14 protein-coding genes are annotated in these 17,121 nt (G+C 72.1%); 6 read left to right on the top strand and 8 right to left on the bottom strand.

What is annotated here, in order from left to right; translation table 11 throughout:
- The first annotated feature begins 148 nt into the window (after positions 1 to 148).
- The 3 genes from AB0C36_RS13760 to AB0C36_RS13750 all read left to right on the top strand — a co-directional run bounded on the left by AB0C36_RS13760 (position 149) and on the right by AB0C36_RS13750 (position 3,694).
- Positions 149 to 997 carry a hypothetical protein gene (locus tag AB0C36_RS13760; protein ID WP_358353329.1) on the top strand — a complete coding sequence of 283 codons (849 nt, stop codon included), beginning with the start codon at positions 149 to 151 and terminating at the stop codon, positions 995 to 997.
- Between the two features lie 717 nt (positions 998 to 1,714).
- On the top strand, positions 1,715 to 2,386 hold the full coding sequence (locus AB0C36_RS13755) for a response regulator transcription factor (protein ID WP_358353327.1): 672 nt from the start codon (positions 1,715 to 1,717) through the stop codon (positions 2,384 to 2,386).
- A gap of 33 nt (positions 2,387 to 2,419) precedes the next feature.
- Complete coding sequence (locus AB0C36_RS13750; protein ID WP_358353325.1) at positions 2,420 to 3,694, top strand: sensor histidine kinase; 1,275 nt, start codon at positions 2,420 to 2,422, stop codon at positions 3,692 to 3,694.
- A gap of 115 nt (positions 3,695 to 3,809) precedes the next feature.
- Here AB0C36_RS13750 and AB0C36_RS13745 read toward each other — a convergent pair whose 3' ends face one another.
- Both AB0C36_RS13745 and AB0C36_RS13740 read right to left on the bottom strand, forming a co-directional pair.
- Positions 3,810 to 4,304 carry a GtrA family protein gene (locus AB0C36_RS13745; protein ID WP_358353323.1) on the bottom strand — a complete coding sequence of 165 codons (495 nt, stop codon included), beginning with the start codon at positions 4,302 to 4,304 and terminating at the stop codon, positions 3,810 to 3,812.
- 8 nt (positions 4,305 to 4,312) lie between these two features.
- Positions 4,313 to 4,813, bottom strand: coding sequence for a GtrA family protein (locus tag AB0C36_RS13740; RefSeq protein ID WP_358353321.1), 501 nt, complete (start codon positions 4,811 to 4,813; stop codon positions 4,313 to 4,315).
- Positions 4,814 to 5,095: 282 nt separating this feature from the next.
- Here AB0C36_RS13740 and AB0C36_RS13735 point away from each other — a divergent pair, with 282 nt between their 5' ends.
- Both AB0C36_RS13735 and purE read left to right on the top strand, forming a co-directional pair.
- Entirely contained in the window at positions 5,096 to 6,235 is a 1,140-nt protein-coding gene (locus tag AB0C36_RS13735; protein WP_358353319.1) for a 5-(carboxyamino)imidazole ribonucleotide synthase, read from the top strand.
- Positions 6,232 to 6,744, top strand: coding sequence for a 5-(carboxyamino)imidazole ribonucleotide mutase (gene purE / locus AB0C36_RS13730; protein ID WP_358353317.1), 513 nt, complete (start codon positions 6,232 to 6,234; stop codon positions 6,742 to 6,744). The genes AB0C36_RS13735 and purE overlap by 4 nt, the downstream gene beginning before the upstream one ends.
- A gap of 63 nt (positions 6,745 to 6,807) precedes the next feature.
- Here the strand turns inward: purE and AB0C36_RS13725 are convergent, their stop codons facing one another.
- From AB0C36_RS13725 to AB0C36_RS13715, 3 genes are all read right to left on the bottom strand, one after another.
- Positions 6,808 to 7,230 carry a CoA-binding protein gene (locus tag AB0C36_RS13725; protein ID WP_358353315.1) on the bottom strand — a complete coding sequence of 141 codons (423 nt, stop codon included), beginning with the start codon at positions 7,228 to 7,230 and terminating at the stop codon, positions 6,808 to 6,810.
- Between the two features lie 146 nt (positions 7,231 to 7,376).
- Positions 7,377 to 7,808: a CoA-binding protein gene (locus AB0C36_RS13720; RefSeq protein ID WP_358353313.1), complete on the bottom strand. Its 432-nt coding sequence runs from the start codon at positions 7,806 to 7,808 to the stop codon at positions 7,377 to 7,379.
- Between the two features lie 51 nt (positions 7,809 to 7,859).
- Entirely contained in the window at positions 7,860 to 9,185 is a 1,326-nt protein-coding gene (locus AB0C36_RS13715; protein ID WP_358353311.1) for a UDP-glucose dehydrogenase family protein, read from the bottom strand.
- Between the two features lie 180 nt (positions 9,186 to 9,365).
- On the opposite strand from AB0C36_RS13715, the gene AB0C36_RS13710 reads away from it, so the two are divergent.
- On the top strand, positions 9,366 to 10,526 hold the full coding sequence (locus AB0C36_RS13710) for an acyl-CoA dehydrogenase (RefSeq protein WP_358353309.1): 1,161 nt from the start codon (positions 9,366 to 9,368) through the stop codon (positions 10,524 to 10,526).
- 101 nt (positions 10,527 to 10,627) lie between these two features.
- On the opposite strand, the gene AB0C36_RS13705 is transcribed toward AB0C36_RS13710, so the two are convergent.
- The 3 genes from AB0C36_RS13705 to AB0C36_RS13695 form a co-directional block, all read right to left on the bottom strand.
- Positions 10,628 to 13,576: a hypothetical protein gene (locus AB0C36_RS13705; protein ID WP_358353307.1), complete on the bottom strand. Its 2,949-nt coding sequence runs from the start codon at positions 13,574 to 13,576 to the stop codon at positions 10,628 to 10,630.
- Between the two features lie 14 nt (positions 13,577 to 13,590).
- Positions 13,591 to 15,471, bottom strand: a complete 1,881-nt coding sequence (locus tag AB0C36_RS13700; RefSeq protein ID WP_358353305.1) for an HSP90 family protein — start codon at positions 15,469 to 15,471, stop codon at positions 13,591 to 13,593.
- Between the two features lie 110 nt (positions 15,472 to 15,581).
- The gene (locus AB0C36_RS13695; RefSeq protein WP_358353303.1) at positions 15,582 to 17,075 is read right to left on the bottom strand and encodes an LCP family protein; all 1,494 of its coding nucleotides are present in this window, start codon (positions 17,073 to 17,075) and stop codon (positions 15,582 to 15,584) included.
- Between the last annotated feature and the right edge of the window lie 46 nt (positions 17,076 to 17,121).

Below are 17,121 nucleotides of genomic sequence, written 5' to 3'. Positions count from 1 at the left end.
AGTGACACGGCATGACGCCGAAACGTCGGTGAGGGTCCTCCTCCCGGGATCTCCCGGGAGGAGGACCCTTCGCGTACTGTGCCTCCCGGGAAGATCCCGAGAGCGGCAAGTGGTCAGGCGCACAACGATGAAGGGACCGCGATATCCGATGGCTCGACGTATAGCCAGAGCCGGGTTCGCCCTGGGACTGACCTCCGCGACCCTTGCCGCGTCCGTGGTGGGCCTCGCCCCGCCCGCGTTCGCCGGGCAGGTCGCCATGCAGGTCAACTGCCAGCTCCCGCTCGACCAACCCTCCGCCACCGGCGAGCAGTTGGTGACCCTGGAAGGGCCCGCCGAGGCGGTGCGGCCCGGCGCCAAGGTCAAGATCCGGGTGACGTTGGGACCCAACATCGCGACCAGCCCCATCGCCTTCCCCGGTACCCCGCTGACCCCGTCGATCGACCTCACCATGACCGGCGGCGCGACGGGTACGGTGCGCCTGCTCGGGCCGCAGATGCTCGTCGACATCCCCGGCCACCCCAACCTCATCGTCGTGCCGCCCTACGAGGGCGAGTTGACGATCCCGATAGAGGCTCGCGGCGACATCTCCCTGACGCCCGGGAAGATGGTCACCAACACCGCGATCTTCGGGGTGCAGACCACGACGTGCACCCCGATCGCACCGGTCGAGGTGTCCACGGTCGTCAAGATCACCACCCAGGACCCGCCGCTCGGTCCCGCGCAGGGACCGGCGGCCTCGACCGGCCAGGAGGCCCCGCAGAGCGTCGTACCGGCGACCCCGCCGGGCAGCCTCCCGGCGTTCGGTACGGCGACCGCCACCGCCCCGCAGGAGCCCGAGCCGTCCAGCGCCACCCTCAAGTCCGAGGGCTCCTCGGCGTCGTCGGACGACGGGCTGTCCGGTGCCGCGATCTTCGGCATCGCGGCCGGCGCGTTGGTGCTCCTCATGGCCGTCGTCACGATGCTGATGTCCTGGCGCCGGCACACCGAGGACGACTGACCGCGGCGGCCCCGACAGGGCAAGACCACGCAACGTAAAGGCATTTGTACGACCGGAAAGCGGCGCGCGGAATGAATTCCGTTGCGTCGCTTTCCCGTTGGCTTTTCTCCTTGACTTCCACCGTCATCCTTGACTGATGCTCAGCCGAATTTTCGGTAACACGTTCCACCCAGTACAGGACGGCCTCGGGGGGCCAGACTGTTCGGCGGACGGCCGTTGTGCTCGCCTTCGGCGGTCTGACGGCGATGGCCCCGAGCGCGTCGGCGGGCTCGACGTCCGTCAACGCCTTCTGCGAGACGCCCGTCGGGCCACGCAGCGGTCGGCAGGAGATCAGGGTCGAGTCGGCCGTTCGGCTCTCGCCGGTCGTCTTGAACGACAGACCGCAGCCGATGGCCGGAGCGCTGGAACCAGAACTCCGTGCGGGACTTCCGCGGCACCACGCTCGGCCGGGACCCGACCGGGCAGCTCACGGGGTCGAGCGGTGCGCCGGGGCTGCTGTGCCGACAGGCGGCGAACCCGGTCGGGGTGGTCTCGGGGGTGAGTTCGGGCGCGTACGCAGACCGACGCGCCGACGGGCCGCGGCCGCGACGGGCCCGGTCGGCGCGTCCGGCGTCGCCGTACGTGGCGAGTGCCCGAAACCGCCCGGTAACCCGCTTCGACCGCACTTCTCCGGGACAGGTACGGGACCAGCGGGCTGATGGGTTCTACGATCGGGCCATGACCCGCGTACTGCTCGCCGAGGACGACGCCTCAATTTCCGAGCCCCTTGCACGCGCGCTGCGCCGCGAGGGCTACGACGTCGAGGTGCGTGAGGACGGACCGACGGCCCTGGAGTGTGCCGCACAGAGCGGGGTCGACCTGCTCGTGCTGGACCTCGGGCTGCCCGGGATGGACGGCCTGGAGGTCTGCAGACGACTGCGCGCCGAAGGGCACGGGTTCCCGGTGCTCGTGCTGACCGCACGCGCCGACGAGGTCGACACGGTCGTCGGCCTCGACGCCGGCGCCGACGACTACGTCACCAAGCCGTTCCGGCTCGCCGAACTGCTCGCCCGCGTGCGCGCGCTCCTGCGGCGCGGCGCCGCCGAGGTGGGCCAGGGGGTGCACGGCGTCCGGATCGACGTCGACTCGCACCGCGCCTGGATCGGCGAGGAGGAACTGCAACTCACCGCAAAGGAGTTCGACCTGCTGCGTGTCCTGGTGCGGGACGCGGGGCGGGTCGTGACACGCGACCAGCTGATGCGCGAGGTGTGGGACACCACGTGGTGGAGTTCCACGAAGACTCTCGACATGCACATTTCGTGGCTCCGCAAGAAGCTCGGTGACGACGCCGGCAACCCGCGCTACATCACGACCGTGCGCGGCGTCGGATTCCGTTTCGAGAAGAGCTAGTCGGCGGGGAAGGAACTGGGAACGGCCGTATCTGTGCGTCGCAGGCTCATCAACGCCACGCTGGGCGTCGTGCTCGTGGTGGTGGCCGTCCTCGGCATCCCGCTCGCCTTCGTCGAGACCAACGCGATCGAGACGACCGCGCGTGACAACCTCAAGGCCGAGGCGTCGCGTCTGCTGGAGACCGTCGAGCTGCGCCTCGCGGCCGGCGAGGAGCCGGACACCGCGCTGCTGGCCCGCCAGGTCACGGCGCCGCGGTACGCCACCATCACCATCCCGGGCCGTCCCACGCTGGCCTTCGGCGACGAGCCCAAGGGCAAGTCCTTCGACGTCACGATGAGCGGGGCGTTCGGCGAGCGGGTGACCGTCTCGGAGTCCCGGGCCCGGGTCACCCGCGAGGTACGCGAGTCGCTGCTGCTGATCCTGTGCGCCGCCTTGCTGGCGGTGGCCGCGGCGGCCGCGCTGGCGGTGTGGCAGGCCCGGCGGCTCGCGCGCCCGCTGACCGACCTGGCGGAGACCGCCGAGCGCCTCGGCTCGGGCGACCCGCGGCCCCGGCAGCGCCGCTACGACGTACCGGAGCTGGACCGGGTGGCCGAGGTGCTGGACCAGAGCGCCGAGCGCATCGCCCGGATGCTGACCGCCGAGCGCCGCCTGGCCGCCGACGCGTCGCACCAACTGCGCACGCCGCTGACCGCGTTGTCGATGCGGTTGGAGGAGATCATCGCGACCGAGGACCCCGGGACCGTCAAGGAGGAGGCCGCGATCGCGCTGTCGCAGGTGGAGCGGCTCACCGATGTCGTCGAGCGGCTGCTGACCAGCACCCGGCGCGGGGCGGCCGGCCGGGATCCGAGGACCGCGTCCGCGGTGACGGTCCGCGTCGACGACGTCGTACGCCAGCAGGTCGACGAGTGGCGTCCGGCGGTGGCGAGCGCGCACCGGGTGATCCGGGTGGCGGGGGAGCCGGGCCTCGTGGCGGTCGCGACGCCGGGGGCGTTGGCCCAGGTGCTCGCCACGCTGCTGGAGAACGCGCTGATGCACGGCGACGGCACGGTGACGATCCGGACCCGGCGTACCGGCACGTCGGTCGTCGTCGAGGTGGAGGACGAGGGTGCCGGGGTTTCGGACGTGCTGGGCGCACGGGTGTTCGAGCGCGCGGTGAGCGGGCGCAACTCGACGGGCCTGGGCCTCGCGGTGGCCCGCGACCTCGCGGAAGCCGACGGAGGACGCCTGGAGCTGCTGCAGCTGCGTCCGCCGGTTTTCGCGGTCTTCCTGGCCGCCTACCCCGGGGAAGCCGGCGGGAAGGACGGCTGACGGCGGCTGAGGGGCGTCCTGGCCTTGCCGACGCCCTCGCCCGTCCTTGCCGACCGGACGACGTCCCAGGCCGCCGCTGAGGGCGGCTGAGGGCCTGTGGAGGCGGTCCGAGGTGTCAGCGCCCGGTGGGCGTCGACTCCTCCTCGACCAGGCGGGCGGCCTCGCGGTCCAGCTCCGCCGCGGTGTGCGTACCGGTGAAGACCCACGTGCGGTACGACCAGAAGCGGAACAGCGTGCCGATCGGCAGGCCGATGGCGTAGTTGGCGATGTTGTTCGCCAGCACGCTCGTGAACCCGAGCGCGTAGTTCGAGATCGCCACGACACCGGCGGTCAGGCCCATGCCCACGCCGCTGAAGACCAGGAAGAGCACCAGCTCGCGGCGCCGGTCCTCGGAGCCGCGGTGCCGGTACGCCCAGTAGCGGTTGCCCAGGTAGTTGACCGCGATCGCGGCGGCCGTGGCGATGATCGTCGACCGCACGGGGGCGAGGTCGAGGTGGTTCAGGCAGATGTTGAGCACGACCACGTTGACGACGACGCCGAAGCCGCCCACCGCGCCGAACTTCAGAAGCTCGTGCACGAGGTGCCGGAATCGCCCGTAGGCGGAGGTCAAGCGCTTGATCATGAGGTACCGCCGGCGTTGGACATCGCGGGCTCCGTCGTGGCCGAGGCCTCCGACCGCTTGTGCTTGAACACGAAGGTACGGAACGCCCAGAACCGGAAGAGAGTTCCCAGGGCCATACCTACGATGTTGCCCGAGATGTTGTCCGCCAGCGTGCTGGTGTAGCCGAGCAGGTTGTTCGAGACAAAGACGCAACTTGCCTGGATCCCCGCCGCAATGGCGCTGAACACGAAGAACATCGTGTATTCGCGGGTGACGCCGGTGCGCTCGCGGTGGCGGTACGTCCAGTAGCGGTTGCCCACGTACGCGACGATCGTCGCCGGCACCGACGAGATCACCTTGGAGACGACCGAGTCGAGGCCCAGGTACAGGCACAGGTTGAACACCGCGACGTCCACGGCGTAGGCCAGGCCGCCCGCGATGAGGAACTGCGTGACCTCGGCGCGGACGCGGGCGATACGCCCCGGCTCGGCTTCCGACTCCGCGGGGGCGGCGCTCACCGGCTCTCCTGACTGCGCCTCGGGCACACGTGGGTATACGGACGACTCACCTCACGAGGGTAGCCGCTGACCCGGGCTGCCTTCCTGAGCGGGGGACCGACCTGTTGCACAGTCTTTACACGTTCCTCGGCATGACTTGCCTTGGCGACCGTTCCGCCCCGATACGCCCCCATGCCCCACCGGCACCACCCGTTGCGCCCGGACGGCCCTCCGCGGCGTCCCGACAGCCGGGCCGGGACGCCCGGCCGACCCGCCGCCGACGGCCGGATACCCTTGGTGCCCGTGACATACCCGATCGTCGGCATGGTCGGCGGCGGCCAGCTCGCCCGCATGACCCATCAGGCCGCAATCCCCCTCGGCGTACGCTTCCGCGTCCTCGCGTCCGCCCCCGACGAGTCCGCGGCCCAGGTGGTCGGCGACGCCTTCCTCGGGGACGAGGCGAACCTCGACGACCTGCGCGACTTCGCCCGTTCGTGCGACGTCGTGACGTTCGACCACGAGCAGGTGCCGACCGCGTTCCTGCGTGCGCTGGAGGCCGAGGACGTTGTCGTGCGTCCCGGGCCCGACGCGCTGGTCCACGCGCAGGACAAGGGCGTGATGCGCGAGCGGCTGGCCGCGATCGGCGTGCCGTGCCCGCGCAACCGCATCGTGGCCGACCCGGCGGACGTCGCCGCGTTCGCGGAGGAGGTCGGCGGCTGGCCCGTCGTCCTCAAGACCACGCGCGGCGGCTACGACGGCAAGGGCGTGTGGGTGGTCCGCGACGCGGCCGGGGCCGAGGCGCCCTTCCGGGCCGGTGTCCCGGTACTCGCCGAGGAGAAGGTCGACTTCGCCCGTGAGCTGGCCGCCTGCGTCGTACGCTCGCCGCACGGCCAGGCCGTGGCGTACCCGGTCGTCGAGTCCATCCAGGTGGACGGCATCTGCCACGAGGTCATCGCACCCGCCCCGGAGCTGTCCGAGGACCGCGCCGTCGAGGCGCAGCGCATCGCGCTGACCATCGCGGGGGAGCTGGGGGTGACCGGCCACCTCGCGGTCGAGCTGTTCGAGACGCGCGACGGCCGGATCCTGGTCAACGAGCTGGCGATGCGGCCGCACAACTCCGGCCACTGGACCATCGACGGGGCCGTGACCTCGCAGTTCGAGAACCACCTGCGGGCCGTCCTGGACCTGCCGCTCGGCGACCCCCGGGCCCGGGCCAAGTGGACGGTCATGGTCAACGTGCTCGGCGGCGACTACCCCGACATGTACCACGCGTACCTGCACGTCATGGCCCGCGACCCGGGCGTGAAGGTCCACATGTACGGCAAGGACGTCAAGCCGGGCCGCAAGGTCGGCCACGTCACCGTCTGCGGCGACGACCTGGACGACGTGCGCGCGCGTGCCGACCACGCCGCGGCCTACCTGCGAGGGAGCATCACCGAATGACGGCACGGACCGCGTCCCCGGTTGTCGGGATCGTGATGGGCTCGGACTCGGACTGGCCGGTGATGAAGGCCGCCGCCGAGGTCATGGACGAGTTCGGGATCGCGTACGAGGCCGACGTCGTCTCGGCGCACCGCATGCCGCGCGAGATGATCGCGTACGGCGAGGGCGCGGCCGGGCGCGGCCTCAAGGCGATCATCGCGGGCGCCGGCGGCGCCGCCCACCTGCCTGGCATGCTCGCGTCGGTGACTCCGCTGCCGGTCATCGGCGTGCCGGTGCCGCTCAAGTACCTGGACGGCATGGACTCGCTGCTGTCGATCGTGCAGATGCCCGCGGGCGTGCCGGTCGCCACCGTCTCGGTCGCGGGCGCACGCAACGCGGGGCTGCTGGCCGTGCGCATGCTTGCCGCGCACGACCCGGCGTTGCTGGCGCGGATGACCGCGTTCCAGGCGGACCTGAACGCGCAGGCCACCGAAAAGGGCCGCAAGCTCCGCGAGGAGGCCGGACGTTAGCCCGTCCGGGTGAGTCCGGGTGAGTGGGGTTGGTCCGGTTGAGTGGGGCCGGCGGTCGGTCGGTCAGACCGCCGCGCCGGCCAGGCCGATGCGCTGCATGGTGACCGCCGCACAGCGGTCCATGATCATGTCGAGCCCCGCGGCCGTGGTGCGCTCGTAGGCGGCCAGGTCCACGACGTCGAGCTGGAACCACACCGCCTTGGCGCCGATCTTGACGGCCTGGTCGGCGATTTCGCCCGCGGTGTTCGAGTTGACGAAGACCTCGACCACGTCGACCGGGAACGGGATGTCGGCGAGCTGCGCGTAGCCCTGTTCGCCGTGCACCGTCTCCGCCCGGGGATGGACGGGCACGATGCGCTTGCCCCACTGCTGGAGGTGGGCGGCCACCCCGAAGGCCGCGCGGTGGGAGTTGGTGCTGAGCCCGACCACGGCCCAGGTGCGGTGGGAGAGGATGCGCCGGATGGTCGCGTCGTCGCCGTACGGCATGCTGTGCCCCTCACGTGTTGGGGATCGGTGCGTGTTGGGGATCGTGCGGCCGCTTCGTCCGCACTCCATCGTGCGCCTCGGCGGCTTGCGGGTCGAGGGCGGAACCACAGGATTCGCGGCGGTTTTACCGGCCCGAAACAGTCGGGTCAGGCGCCGATCAGCCGGGGCCACTCGATGGCGGGACAGCGGTCCACGATCACCTGGAGGCCCTCTTCGAGGGCGAGCGCGATCGCGTCGTCGTTGATCACGTCGAGCTGGTACCAGATGGCCTTCGCGCCGATGGCCGCGGCCTGTGCGGTCACGGACTCGGCGAGGTCGGCGTTGACGAACACGTCGACGACGTCGACCGGGAACGGGATCTCCTCGAGCAGCGCGTAGCCCTGCTCGCCGTGGACCGCCTCGGCCTTCGGATGGACCGGCACGATCCGCTTGTCGTGGCCCTTGAGGAACCCCGAGACGCCCCACGCGGGGCGGGCCATGTTCCCGCTCAGGCCGACCACGGCCCAGGTGCGGTGGGTGATCAGGAAGTCCCTGATCGCCTGATCGTCGGTGATGACCCCGTCAGCGACATATGCCATGCGGCCCATCGTGCCCTGCGGACCGCGGGTCCACCACAGGACGGCGCGCGGTCAGGGCCGTCCGAGTGCTCGGAAGGTCCATCCCGCGGCCCGCCAGCGCGGTGCGTCGAGGGCGTTGCGGCCGTCGATGATGTGGCGCGCGGCCACGATCTCGCCCAGTTCCTCGGGGTCGATGGCGCGGAACTCCCGCCACTCGGTCAGATGCAGGACGACGTGCGCGCCGCGGGCCGCGTCGAATGCGGTGTCGGCGTACGCGAGCCCCGGGTACATCTTCCGGGCGTTGTCCGTCGCCTTGGGGTCGTAGACGGTCACCTCGCCGCCCTGCAGCTGCACCTGGGCGGCGACGTTGAGGGCGGGCGAGTCGCGGATGTCGTCGGACTCCGGCTTGAACGCGGCGCCGAACACCGCGACCCGGCGGCCCAGGAAGCCGCCGCCGCACGCCTCGCGGGCCAGGTCGACCATCTTGAAGCGGCGGCGCATGTTGATCGCGTCGACCTCGCGCAGGAACGTCAGCGCCTGGTCGACGCCCAGTTCGCCGGCCCGGGCCATGAACGCGCGGATGTCCTTGGGCAGGCAGCCGCCGCCGAAGCCGAGCCCGGCGTTGAGGAACAGGCCGCCGATGCGCGGGTCGTAGGACAGCGCCTCGGACAGCTGGGTGACGTCCGCCCCGGCCGCCTCGCACACCTCGGCCATGGCGTTGATGAACGAGATTTTGGTGGACAGGAAGGCGTTGGCGGAGACCTTGACCAGCTCGCTGGTCGCGAAGTCCGTTGTCAGGAACGGCACACCGGCGTCGAGCAGCGGTGCGTACACCTCGCGCAGGCGGGCCTCGGCGGCCGCGGAGCGTACCCCGACCACCAGGCGGTCGGGCCGGAGCGTGTCGTTGATGGCGTGCCCCTCGCGCAGGAACTCGGGGTTCCAGGCGAGTTCGGCGGCCTCGCCGACCGGGGCCCGCGCGCTCAGCCGCTCGGCGAGCCGGGCCGCGGTGCCCACCGGGACGGTCGACTTGCCGACCACCAGGCAGGGGCGGACCAGGTGTGGGGCGAGGGCGTCGACGGCCTGGTCGAGGTAGCTCGTGTCGGCCGCGAACTCGCCCTTGCGCTGCGGGGTTCCGACGCAGATGAAGTGCACGTCGCCGAACGCCGCGGCCTCTTCCGCGGACGTCGTGAAGCGCAGGCGGCCCGAGGCGATGTGCGGGGCGATCAGCTCTTCGAGACCGGGCTCGTAGAAGGGGACGCGGCCCGCCTGGAGGTCGGAGACCTTGTCGGGGTCGACGTCGACACCGATCACCTCGTAGCCCAGCTCGGCCATGCACGCGGCATGTGTCGCGCCCAGGTAGCCGGTGCCGATCACGGTGATGCGGGGCGCGGATGCCACACCGCCTCCATACGTTGTCGAATTCGCCGTCGTGCCTACCCCCGGATCGTAGTCGTCCGCCGAACGCCGCACCGGTAGTCGGCGTATGCCCGCGCGCCGTGTGATCGTCGTAGAATCGTCACCAACGATGGCTACTGACGAGTAACAAAAGTCTCGGCATCAAGAGAGGCAGGCCCGCACGTGGCAGGACGAGGCGACTTCGATCTGTTCCGCATCGGCGAGGAGCACGACATGCTCCGCGACTCGGTGCGGGCGCTGGCCGAGGCGAAAATCGCGCCGTACGCGGCCGACGTCGACGAGCAGGGGCGCTTCCCGCAGGAGGCGTTGGACGCGCTGACCGCGAACGACCTGCACGCCGTGCACATCCCCGAGGAGTACGGCGGCTCCGGCGCCGACGCCCTCGCCACGGTGATCGTGATCGAGGAGGTGGCACGCGTGTGCGCGTCCTCCTCGCTCATCCCCGCGGTCAACAAGCTGGGCACGATGCCGCTGATCCTGTCCGCGTCCGAGGAGCTGAAGAAGCAGTACCTCGCGCCGGTCGCGCGCGGCGAGGCGATGTTCTCGTACTGCCTCTCCGAGCCCGAGGCCGGCTCGGACGCCGCCGGCATGAAGACGCGCGCGGTCCGCGACGGCGACTTCTACGTGCTCAACGGCGTCAAGCGGTGGATCACCAACGCCGGCGTCTCCGAGTACTACACGGTCATGGCCGTCACCGACCCCGAGAAGCGCTCACGCGGCATCTCCGCGTTCGTCGTGGAGAAGTCCGACGAGGGCGTCTCCTTCGGCGCGCCCGAGAAGAAGCTCGGCATCAAGGGCTCCCCGACCCGCGAGGTCTACCTCGACAACGTGCGCATCCCCGCGTCCCGCATGATCGGCGACGAGGGCACCGGCTTCTCCACCGCGATGGCCACCCTGGACCACACCCGCGTCACCATCGCCGCCCAGGCCCTCGGCATCGCGCAGGGCGCCCTCGACTACGCCAAGGGCTACGTCACCGAGCGCAAGCAGTTCGGCAAGCCCGTCGCCGACTTCCAGGGCGTGCAGTTCATGCTCGCCGACATGGCCATGAAGCTGGAAGCGGCCCGCGCGCTGACCTACCAGGCCGCCGCTAAGTCGCAGCGCAACGACCCCGACCTCACCTTCCACGGCGCCGCCGCCAAGTGCTACGCCTCCGACGCCGCGATGGAGATCACCATCGACGCCATCCAACTCCTCGGCGGCTACGGCTACACCCGCGACTACCCCGTCGAACGCATGATGCGCGACGCCAAGATCACCCAGATCTACGAAGGCACCAACCAGGTCCAGCGCATCGTCATGGCACGCAACCTCCCGAAGTAGAGCGGGCAAGGCGTAAGCCGCTTGGCCGCGCTCGCCGGCACGCGTTGCTCTGCGGCGAGGCTTCCACGGACGCCTTCCCCTCGTGCGTCTCCCGGCTCCGGTCAGGACGTGAAATGGTCGCGTAGGCGGGTCAGTTTGGCGGTGGCGGTGTCGGCTTTGGTCATGCGGCAGATGGCCAGGGCCGCGTCGATGCGGGCGATGGCGAGCGCCGGCATGTCGAGATCGGCGTGCTCGATGCGGGCCGCGATGGTGACGATCGCGGTGTAGCGGTCCTGGAAGCGCGGAAGCGTGATCTCCAGTCGGGCCACCGCCCGGTCGGCGAGCGCGAGTGCGGCGTCGTTGCGGCCGGCGGTCCACAGCGCCTCGGTCCATTCGGCCTCGGTGTCCGCGCGTTCCAGTGCGCGGTCGAGGTCGGGGCCGTCGGCGGTCGCGGCGTCGAGGAGGGCCGCCGCCTCGGCGAAGTACGCGAGTCCCCGGTGCACGGCGGCGGTTCCGGTGTCCGTTCCGACGTCTGTTCCGGCGCCGGGGGCCGGGACGCGGTTCTCGACGAGGTTCCAGCCGGCCGCGCGCAGCAGGCGGATGACCGTGCCCGGGCGGTCCAAGGGCCGCATGGCCTCGACCGCGGCCGCGAAGGCCCGGTCGGCCGCGTCGCCGCGGCCCGTTCGGGCCAGGGCGAGGGCGGCCTCCGCGGCGATCTCCGCGTGCGTTTCGGGGGCCCCGGCGCGCGCGGTGTCGCGGGCGAGCGCGGCCAGGACGTCCGCCGCCTCGAACCCGTCGCCCAGGGCGGTCAGGCCCGCGGCCAGTCGGCGCCGCGCGAGCCAGGCGGCCTCCTGGCCGAGGAACTCCGCGATGTCGGGCAGGCTTTCCTCCAGCACGGCGACCGCGTCGGCGGCCCGGCCGGCGTTGTGGAGGAGTTCGGCCAGGCCGCGGCGGGCGTACGCGGCACCCGCGCGGTCGCCCAGGCGGTCGAACTCGTGGGCGGCGCGCACCGCGTAGTCGCGGGCGCTGTCCGGGCGGGTGGGGGCGGTCGAGTTCGCCAGTCCGACCAGGACCTCGGCGTAGTCCTCGGGGCTGTCCATGCTGTCGCGCGCGGCGTCGTGCACCGCCAGGTACGCCAGCTCCGCACCCGCCCAATCCCCTTGGTGGAGAAGGAGGCTGCCGAGGACCCGGCCCGGCTGCACGGCCTGCCACGGACGGCCCGCGGCGTGGCAGAGGTCGACCACGGAACGCAAGTGCCGTATGGCGGCTACGTGGTCGCCGTCCAGGAGCGCGAAGTGCGCGCGGGCCTCGGCGGCGTCGGCCTGCCGGGCGGGCAGCGCGAGGCGTTCGGCGGCCTCGGCCAGCCGGTCGACCTCGGCCTCGGCGGTCCTGCGGGCCGCGTGCGCGTCATCGCCGGACTCCGGTCCGGCGTCCGGGTCTTCCGGTGCGCCCGAGGTGAGCATGCGCATGCGGGCGGCGGCGGCGCGGACCGTCAGGACGGTCGCCAGGTCCTCGTCGGTGGCACGGCCGGCCTCGACCAGCCCGGTGACGTCGTCGGTGACCGCGTCGAGGTCGGGCGCGGTGGCCGGTCCGGGGATCCGCGGCGCATCCGGGTGCAGGGCCGCGACGATTGCCCGGGACCGCGCGACCGCGGCCTTGCCCGGCAGGTCGGCCCGGTCGAATGCCTCGGCCGCGGCGCGGAATCCGCTCGTCGCGGCGCCGGTCTCCCCGCGGCTCAGGAGCACCAGGGCCCGGGACAGCGCCAGTTCGGCCACGGCCCGATCAGGCGGCTGGACACCGCGGTCCTCGACCGCGCGGGCGTACTGCTCCCAGACCAGGTGCGCCCGGGGGTGGCCCACGGCGTCCAGCGCGCGGGCGTCCGCGAGGAGTTCGTCGAGCGGCACCGCGGGCGGGGGAGTCGCCGCGATGCGGGGGGCCGGTGCCGCGGTCAGCGCGGAGCGTACGCCCAGCGGCAGCGAGTCGGCCAGCGGCTCGCGGTCCAGGCGTTCGCGCAGGGTCGCACCGACGAAGTCCGAGCCGTTGCGCTCGTCGAAACGCGCCGCGAGGTCGGCCACTTCGCGGTCCAGTACGGCCAGGACGCTCGCCGCCGTGCCGTCCGTCCCGGGCAGCGGCGCGACCGGCAGGTCCCCGCGGCCCAGCGTCACGAGCCGCCGCAGCAGCACCACGACACCGCCGAGGAATTCCAGGCGGTCCATCGCGGACCCCGAGCCGTCGGACAGCCACATGCGGTGCTCCGCGACGATCTCGACGCCCCGGCCCTCGTTGCCGGTGAGCGCGCAGAACTCGATGTGCCGTCCGACGATGTCGTGCATGCCGGCCCGGCCGCGCGCCATGCGGTACCCGCGCAGGTGGTTGGCCCGCGCCTCGTCGAGGCGGCCCAGACGCACCAGCGGGATCAGCGAGTCGGACAGCGTGATCTGCGGTTCCTCGGCGCAGGACCGCGCACCCGTCAGCGTCGGCCCGAAGATCTCCAACGCCCGTTCGTCGTCGTGCTGCTGGGACAGCCAGCGGCCCTGCTCGCGACGCTCGCACGCGTCGCAGTCCGTCAGCGCGTCGCGGTCGGCCGCGAGCCACGCCTCGAACTCGCGGGCGGCACCGGTTCTGTCGCCGGTGTGGTCGTACAGGTAGAAACGGCACTTGTGGACCGGCCGCATGCTGTGGCCGGCCGTGCGGTAGCGCCGTTCCAGGTCGTCGAGGAAGCGGCGGATGGTCGCGAGTGGCACCTCCGGCACGCTGAGCAGCGACGACGTGACCCACTTCAGATACCAGAAGACGTAGTGCGTGAGCCCTTCGTCGAAGGACGCGGGCTCGGTGTCGAAGAGTCGGAGCAGGCGCCCCATCGACACCGCGCTCTTGGGCGATTCGCCGCCGTAGTTGTACGCGACGATCGTCCCCACCAGGGCGTGCCCGACCAGCGCCGTGTCACCGACCCGCTCGGCCGCCGCGAGCAGGGCGTCCGCCTGGGCGCAGCGCGTGGTGCCGTACGGCTCCGCGCGCACGCGCTCGGCGGCGGCGTGGAAGGTCCCGGCGTCGATCACCTCGTCGAACATGCCCGTGCTCCCCGTCACTTGTCCTCGGTGGCCGTCGTCCGTACCGCGCGTTCCAGCAACCCCAGGAACGAGCGGTTGAGCAGCGCGTTCTCCTTCGCCGAGACCGGCCGTCGGCTGAGCAGCAGCGCCTGGCCGTACAGCCCTTCCACGGTCGTGCGCGCCAACTCCGCGTCGTCCACCGTCAGGATGCGCCGGACCAGCGGATTGAGGTGGTTCAGGACGAGCCGCGCCCGGGGCGCCGCGCCGCGCAGCGAGCCGAGGATGCCCGCCCACACGTCGTCCCCGGCGTCCGAGGCCTCGGACTCGGCCTGCGCGCGCGAGCGTTCGTTGCGCTCGTCCCGCCCGTCGAGCAGCAGCGCCGGCACCGCCACCGGGTGGAACGCCCGCAGCGACGCCTCGCATTCGAGCGGATCGAGGACCGAGCGGGCCAGCGCGAGGAAGGTGCCCGCGGCGAGTTCCGCGACCGGCTCGACCGCGTCGAGGTGCGCGGTGACGGTGTCCGGGTCCAGCCGGTCGACGACGACGCCGGGGCGCAGCACGGCCAACCGGCGTACCAGGTCGGCGTCGTACGTGTACCCGCCGTTGACCACGCCCAGCCCGGCCGCCGCCGCGATCGGGGCGATCTGCCGGAACTCGTCGACGGAGTCGGTGAGATGCAGGACCGGGTGGCGGCGGGCGAACTCGTCCAGGCTGACCTGGCCGTCCGTGGTCTCGAACGACAGCCACGGCAGCATGACCTCGAACAACTCGTCGTCGTGCCGGGCCATGGCCTTGACGCCGAGCTGGTGGACGCCGAGGAACCGGGCCAGCCGGTGCGGGTCGTCCGCCGCGAGTCCGGTCAGCCACGCCCGCAGGGTGCTGCCGAGGGCCTCGCGGACGGCGCCCAACGCCTCGTCGTCGTACAGGCTTTCCCGCGAGGCGGTGGGCCGCAGCGCCTCGGTGTCCACCGCGCAGCGCACGAAGAACGCCCAGTCTGGCAGCAGTCCGTCGGCGGCCTCGGTGAGCAGCATGCCCTTGAGGTGCACGCGGTGCTTGCCGCGCATCGCCGGACTGACCGCCGACGGCAGGACGAAGGCCGCGCCGCGCACCCCCGCGAGCGGCACGTCGAGGTCCACGACGTCGAGCGGCGGGAAGCCGAGGATGTCCTCGCAGTAGCGCGCGAGGGCGAGGTGCCGCGCGGTCGGTGTCGCGTACGTCCGGTCCCATACCGCCGGGGTGTCGCCGACCGCGGCGGGCCGCCCGTCGGCCCCGGTGACGGTGATGTCGTAGGGCAGCAGCGCCCCGAAGTCGCGGGCCAGTTGGGTGACCCGCTCGGTGTCGAACCACTCCTCGCACCCGCGGCGGGCCCGCAGGAGCACCGTCGTGCCGGGCTCGACGCGCGCGTCGGCGGCGAGGACCCGTACGCCGTACCGCCCGTCCGCACTCGCCCGCCACTCGACCGGCGGGGCCTCGGCGTCGGTCGCGGAGCGCGTGACCACGGTGATCTCGTCCGCGACGACGAAGCACGCGAGCAGGCCGATGCCGAACTGGCCGAGGTAGTCGCGCCGGGCGGACTCCAGGTCGCCGCGCTTGGAACTGCGGCCGATGGTCGCGAGGAAGCGGTGCACGTCGGCCTCGGTGAGCCCGACACCGGTGTCCTCGACCCGGAGCGTCGCGCCGTCCGCGGTGATCCGCACGGCCGCGGGCGCGCCGGGATCGGCACCGCGCCGCGCGGTGATCGCGTCCACGCCGTTCTGCAGCAGTTCGCGCAGGTACACCTTGGGACTGGAGTACAGGTGGTGCGACAGAAGGTCCACGAGGCCGCGCAGATCCACCTGGAAGGTGTGGTTGTTGACGGGGGCCGGTATCCCGGCCGACCGGCTGTTTGCGTCGGCGGCTTCGGCAGCGTGGTCCATGGGTGACGATGATGTCCGAGAACGCCGACGGCGGGCCAGTCGAAACCGGCCCGCCGCGGGTGCGAAGTTCTTCTCGTGTCAATACCGGGCCGGCTTCCGCCCGGGGCGCGTCAGCGCGGCACCGGCTTGCCGTTGCGCAGCGCGTCGAACAGGGCCTTCGCCTTGGCGTCGTCCCATTGCACGGTCGACCCGACGCCGCCGCCCGGATTGAAGTCCGGGTTCTTGATCGGCACCGTGATGGTCCCGCTCTTGCTGCCGCCGGACAGCGAGCCCATGTCCTTGAACAGGCCGTACAGGTCGAAGAGTCCGGTCTCGTTGTCGACGATGACCGCGCTGAGGCTCGCGTCGGCCATCGGGAAGCCCTTGAACGGGTTCAGGAGCACCGACGGCGACTTGGCCTTCTTCGCGAGCGCCGCGAGGAACTGCTGCTGGCGCTGCATGCGTCCGAGATCCGAGGTCGGGTCGAAGTAGCGGGCGCGCACGAACGACAGGGACTCCTTGCCGTTCAGCGTCTGGCACCCGGCCGGGAGGTCCGCACCCGACTTCTGGTCCTTGATCGGCTTGTCCAGGCACAGGTCCACGCCGTCGAGCGAGTCGACGATGCCCACGAACCCGTCGAAGCCGACCTCCGCGTAGTGGTCCAGCCGCATGCCGGTGGCCAGCTCGACGGTCCGGGCCAGGAGCGGCGCGCCGCCGAGCGCGTACGCCGCGTTGAGCTTGTTCTTCTGCGCCTTGACCTTCGTCTTGCCGTTCTCGTACGCCGGGATCTGCACGTACGAGTCGCGCGGCAGGCTGATCAGCGTCGTCCCGCCCGCGCCCTTGTGCAGCAGCATCATCGAGTCGGTGCGCTTGCCGGCTGCGTCGCCGGTCTTGAGCTTCTTCTTGTCCTCGGCGGACAGGCCTTCGCGCGAGTCGGAGCCCACGATGAGCCATGTCGTGCCGGCCGTCGCCGCGGGGCGGCCCTGGTAGCCCTTGAGGACGTCCTCGTGCCGGATCTTGGAGTCGAGCCAGAAGTAGGTGCCGGTCAGGAACAGCAGGACGACCACCAGGAAGACGGTGATCCCGATGAGGATGCGCTTCTTCCAGTTCGGCGGGCCCTTGGGGCGCCGGCGCGACGGACCGTCGCCGCGTCCCGGTCCGCCGGGGCCGCCCGGTCCGTCCGGGTCGTCGGGCCCGCCCGGCCTGGTGAGCGGCCGGGGCGGCGCGACCGGGTCGGCGGCCGCCTGGGCCGCGGCCTCCTGCGGGGACGGCTGCGCCGGGTAGCCCTGCTGGGGGCCGCGCGCGGCCGGCGGCAGCACCTCGGTCGGCTGCGCGTCCGGAGATATCGGCGGGTACTGCGGGTACTGCTGCGCCGGCGGCGGACCGGGCGGGCGCGACCCGGGCGCCGGAATGGTGCCCTCGGGTCGCGCGGGCCCGCTGCCCGGCGACGGGAGCGTCCCGGGCGGCGGCACCGGTCGGCCGTGACGATCGCGTGGCATCACCGCGGTCGGCTCGGATTCGGGCGCGGCGGGCCGGGCGGGCGGCGGGTTGTGCTCCCGTCCGTCGCGCCGCGGGCCTCCCCGAAGCCCGTCGTCCTCCGCCCATCCGGGCGACCGTGAGTTCATGTGTACGAACCTGCCATCGTGCGCGTGTGCCCGGCAAACCCCGTAC

This window comes from Streptodolium elevatio (assembly GCF_040649515.1).
Lineage (GTDB): Bacteria > Actinomycetota > Actinomycetes > Streptomycetales > Streptomycetaceae > Yinghuangia > Yinghuangia elevatio.
Note: the sequence above shows the minus strand (reverse complement) of the source record. Positions and strands in the feature narration are given on the sequence as shown.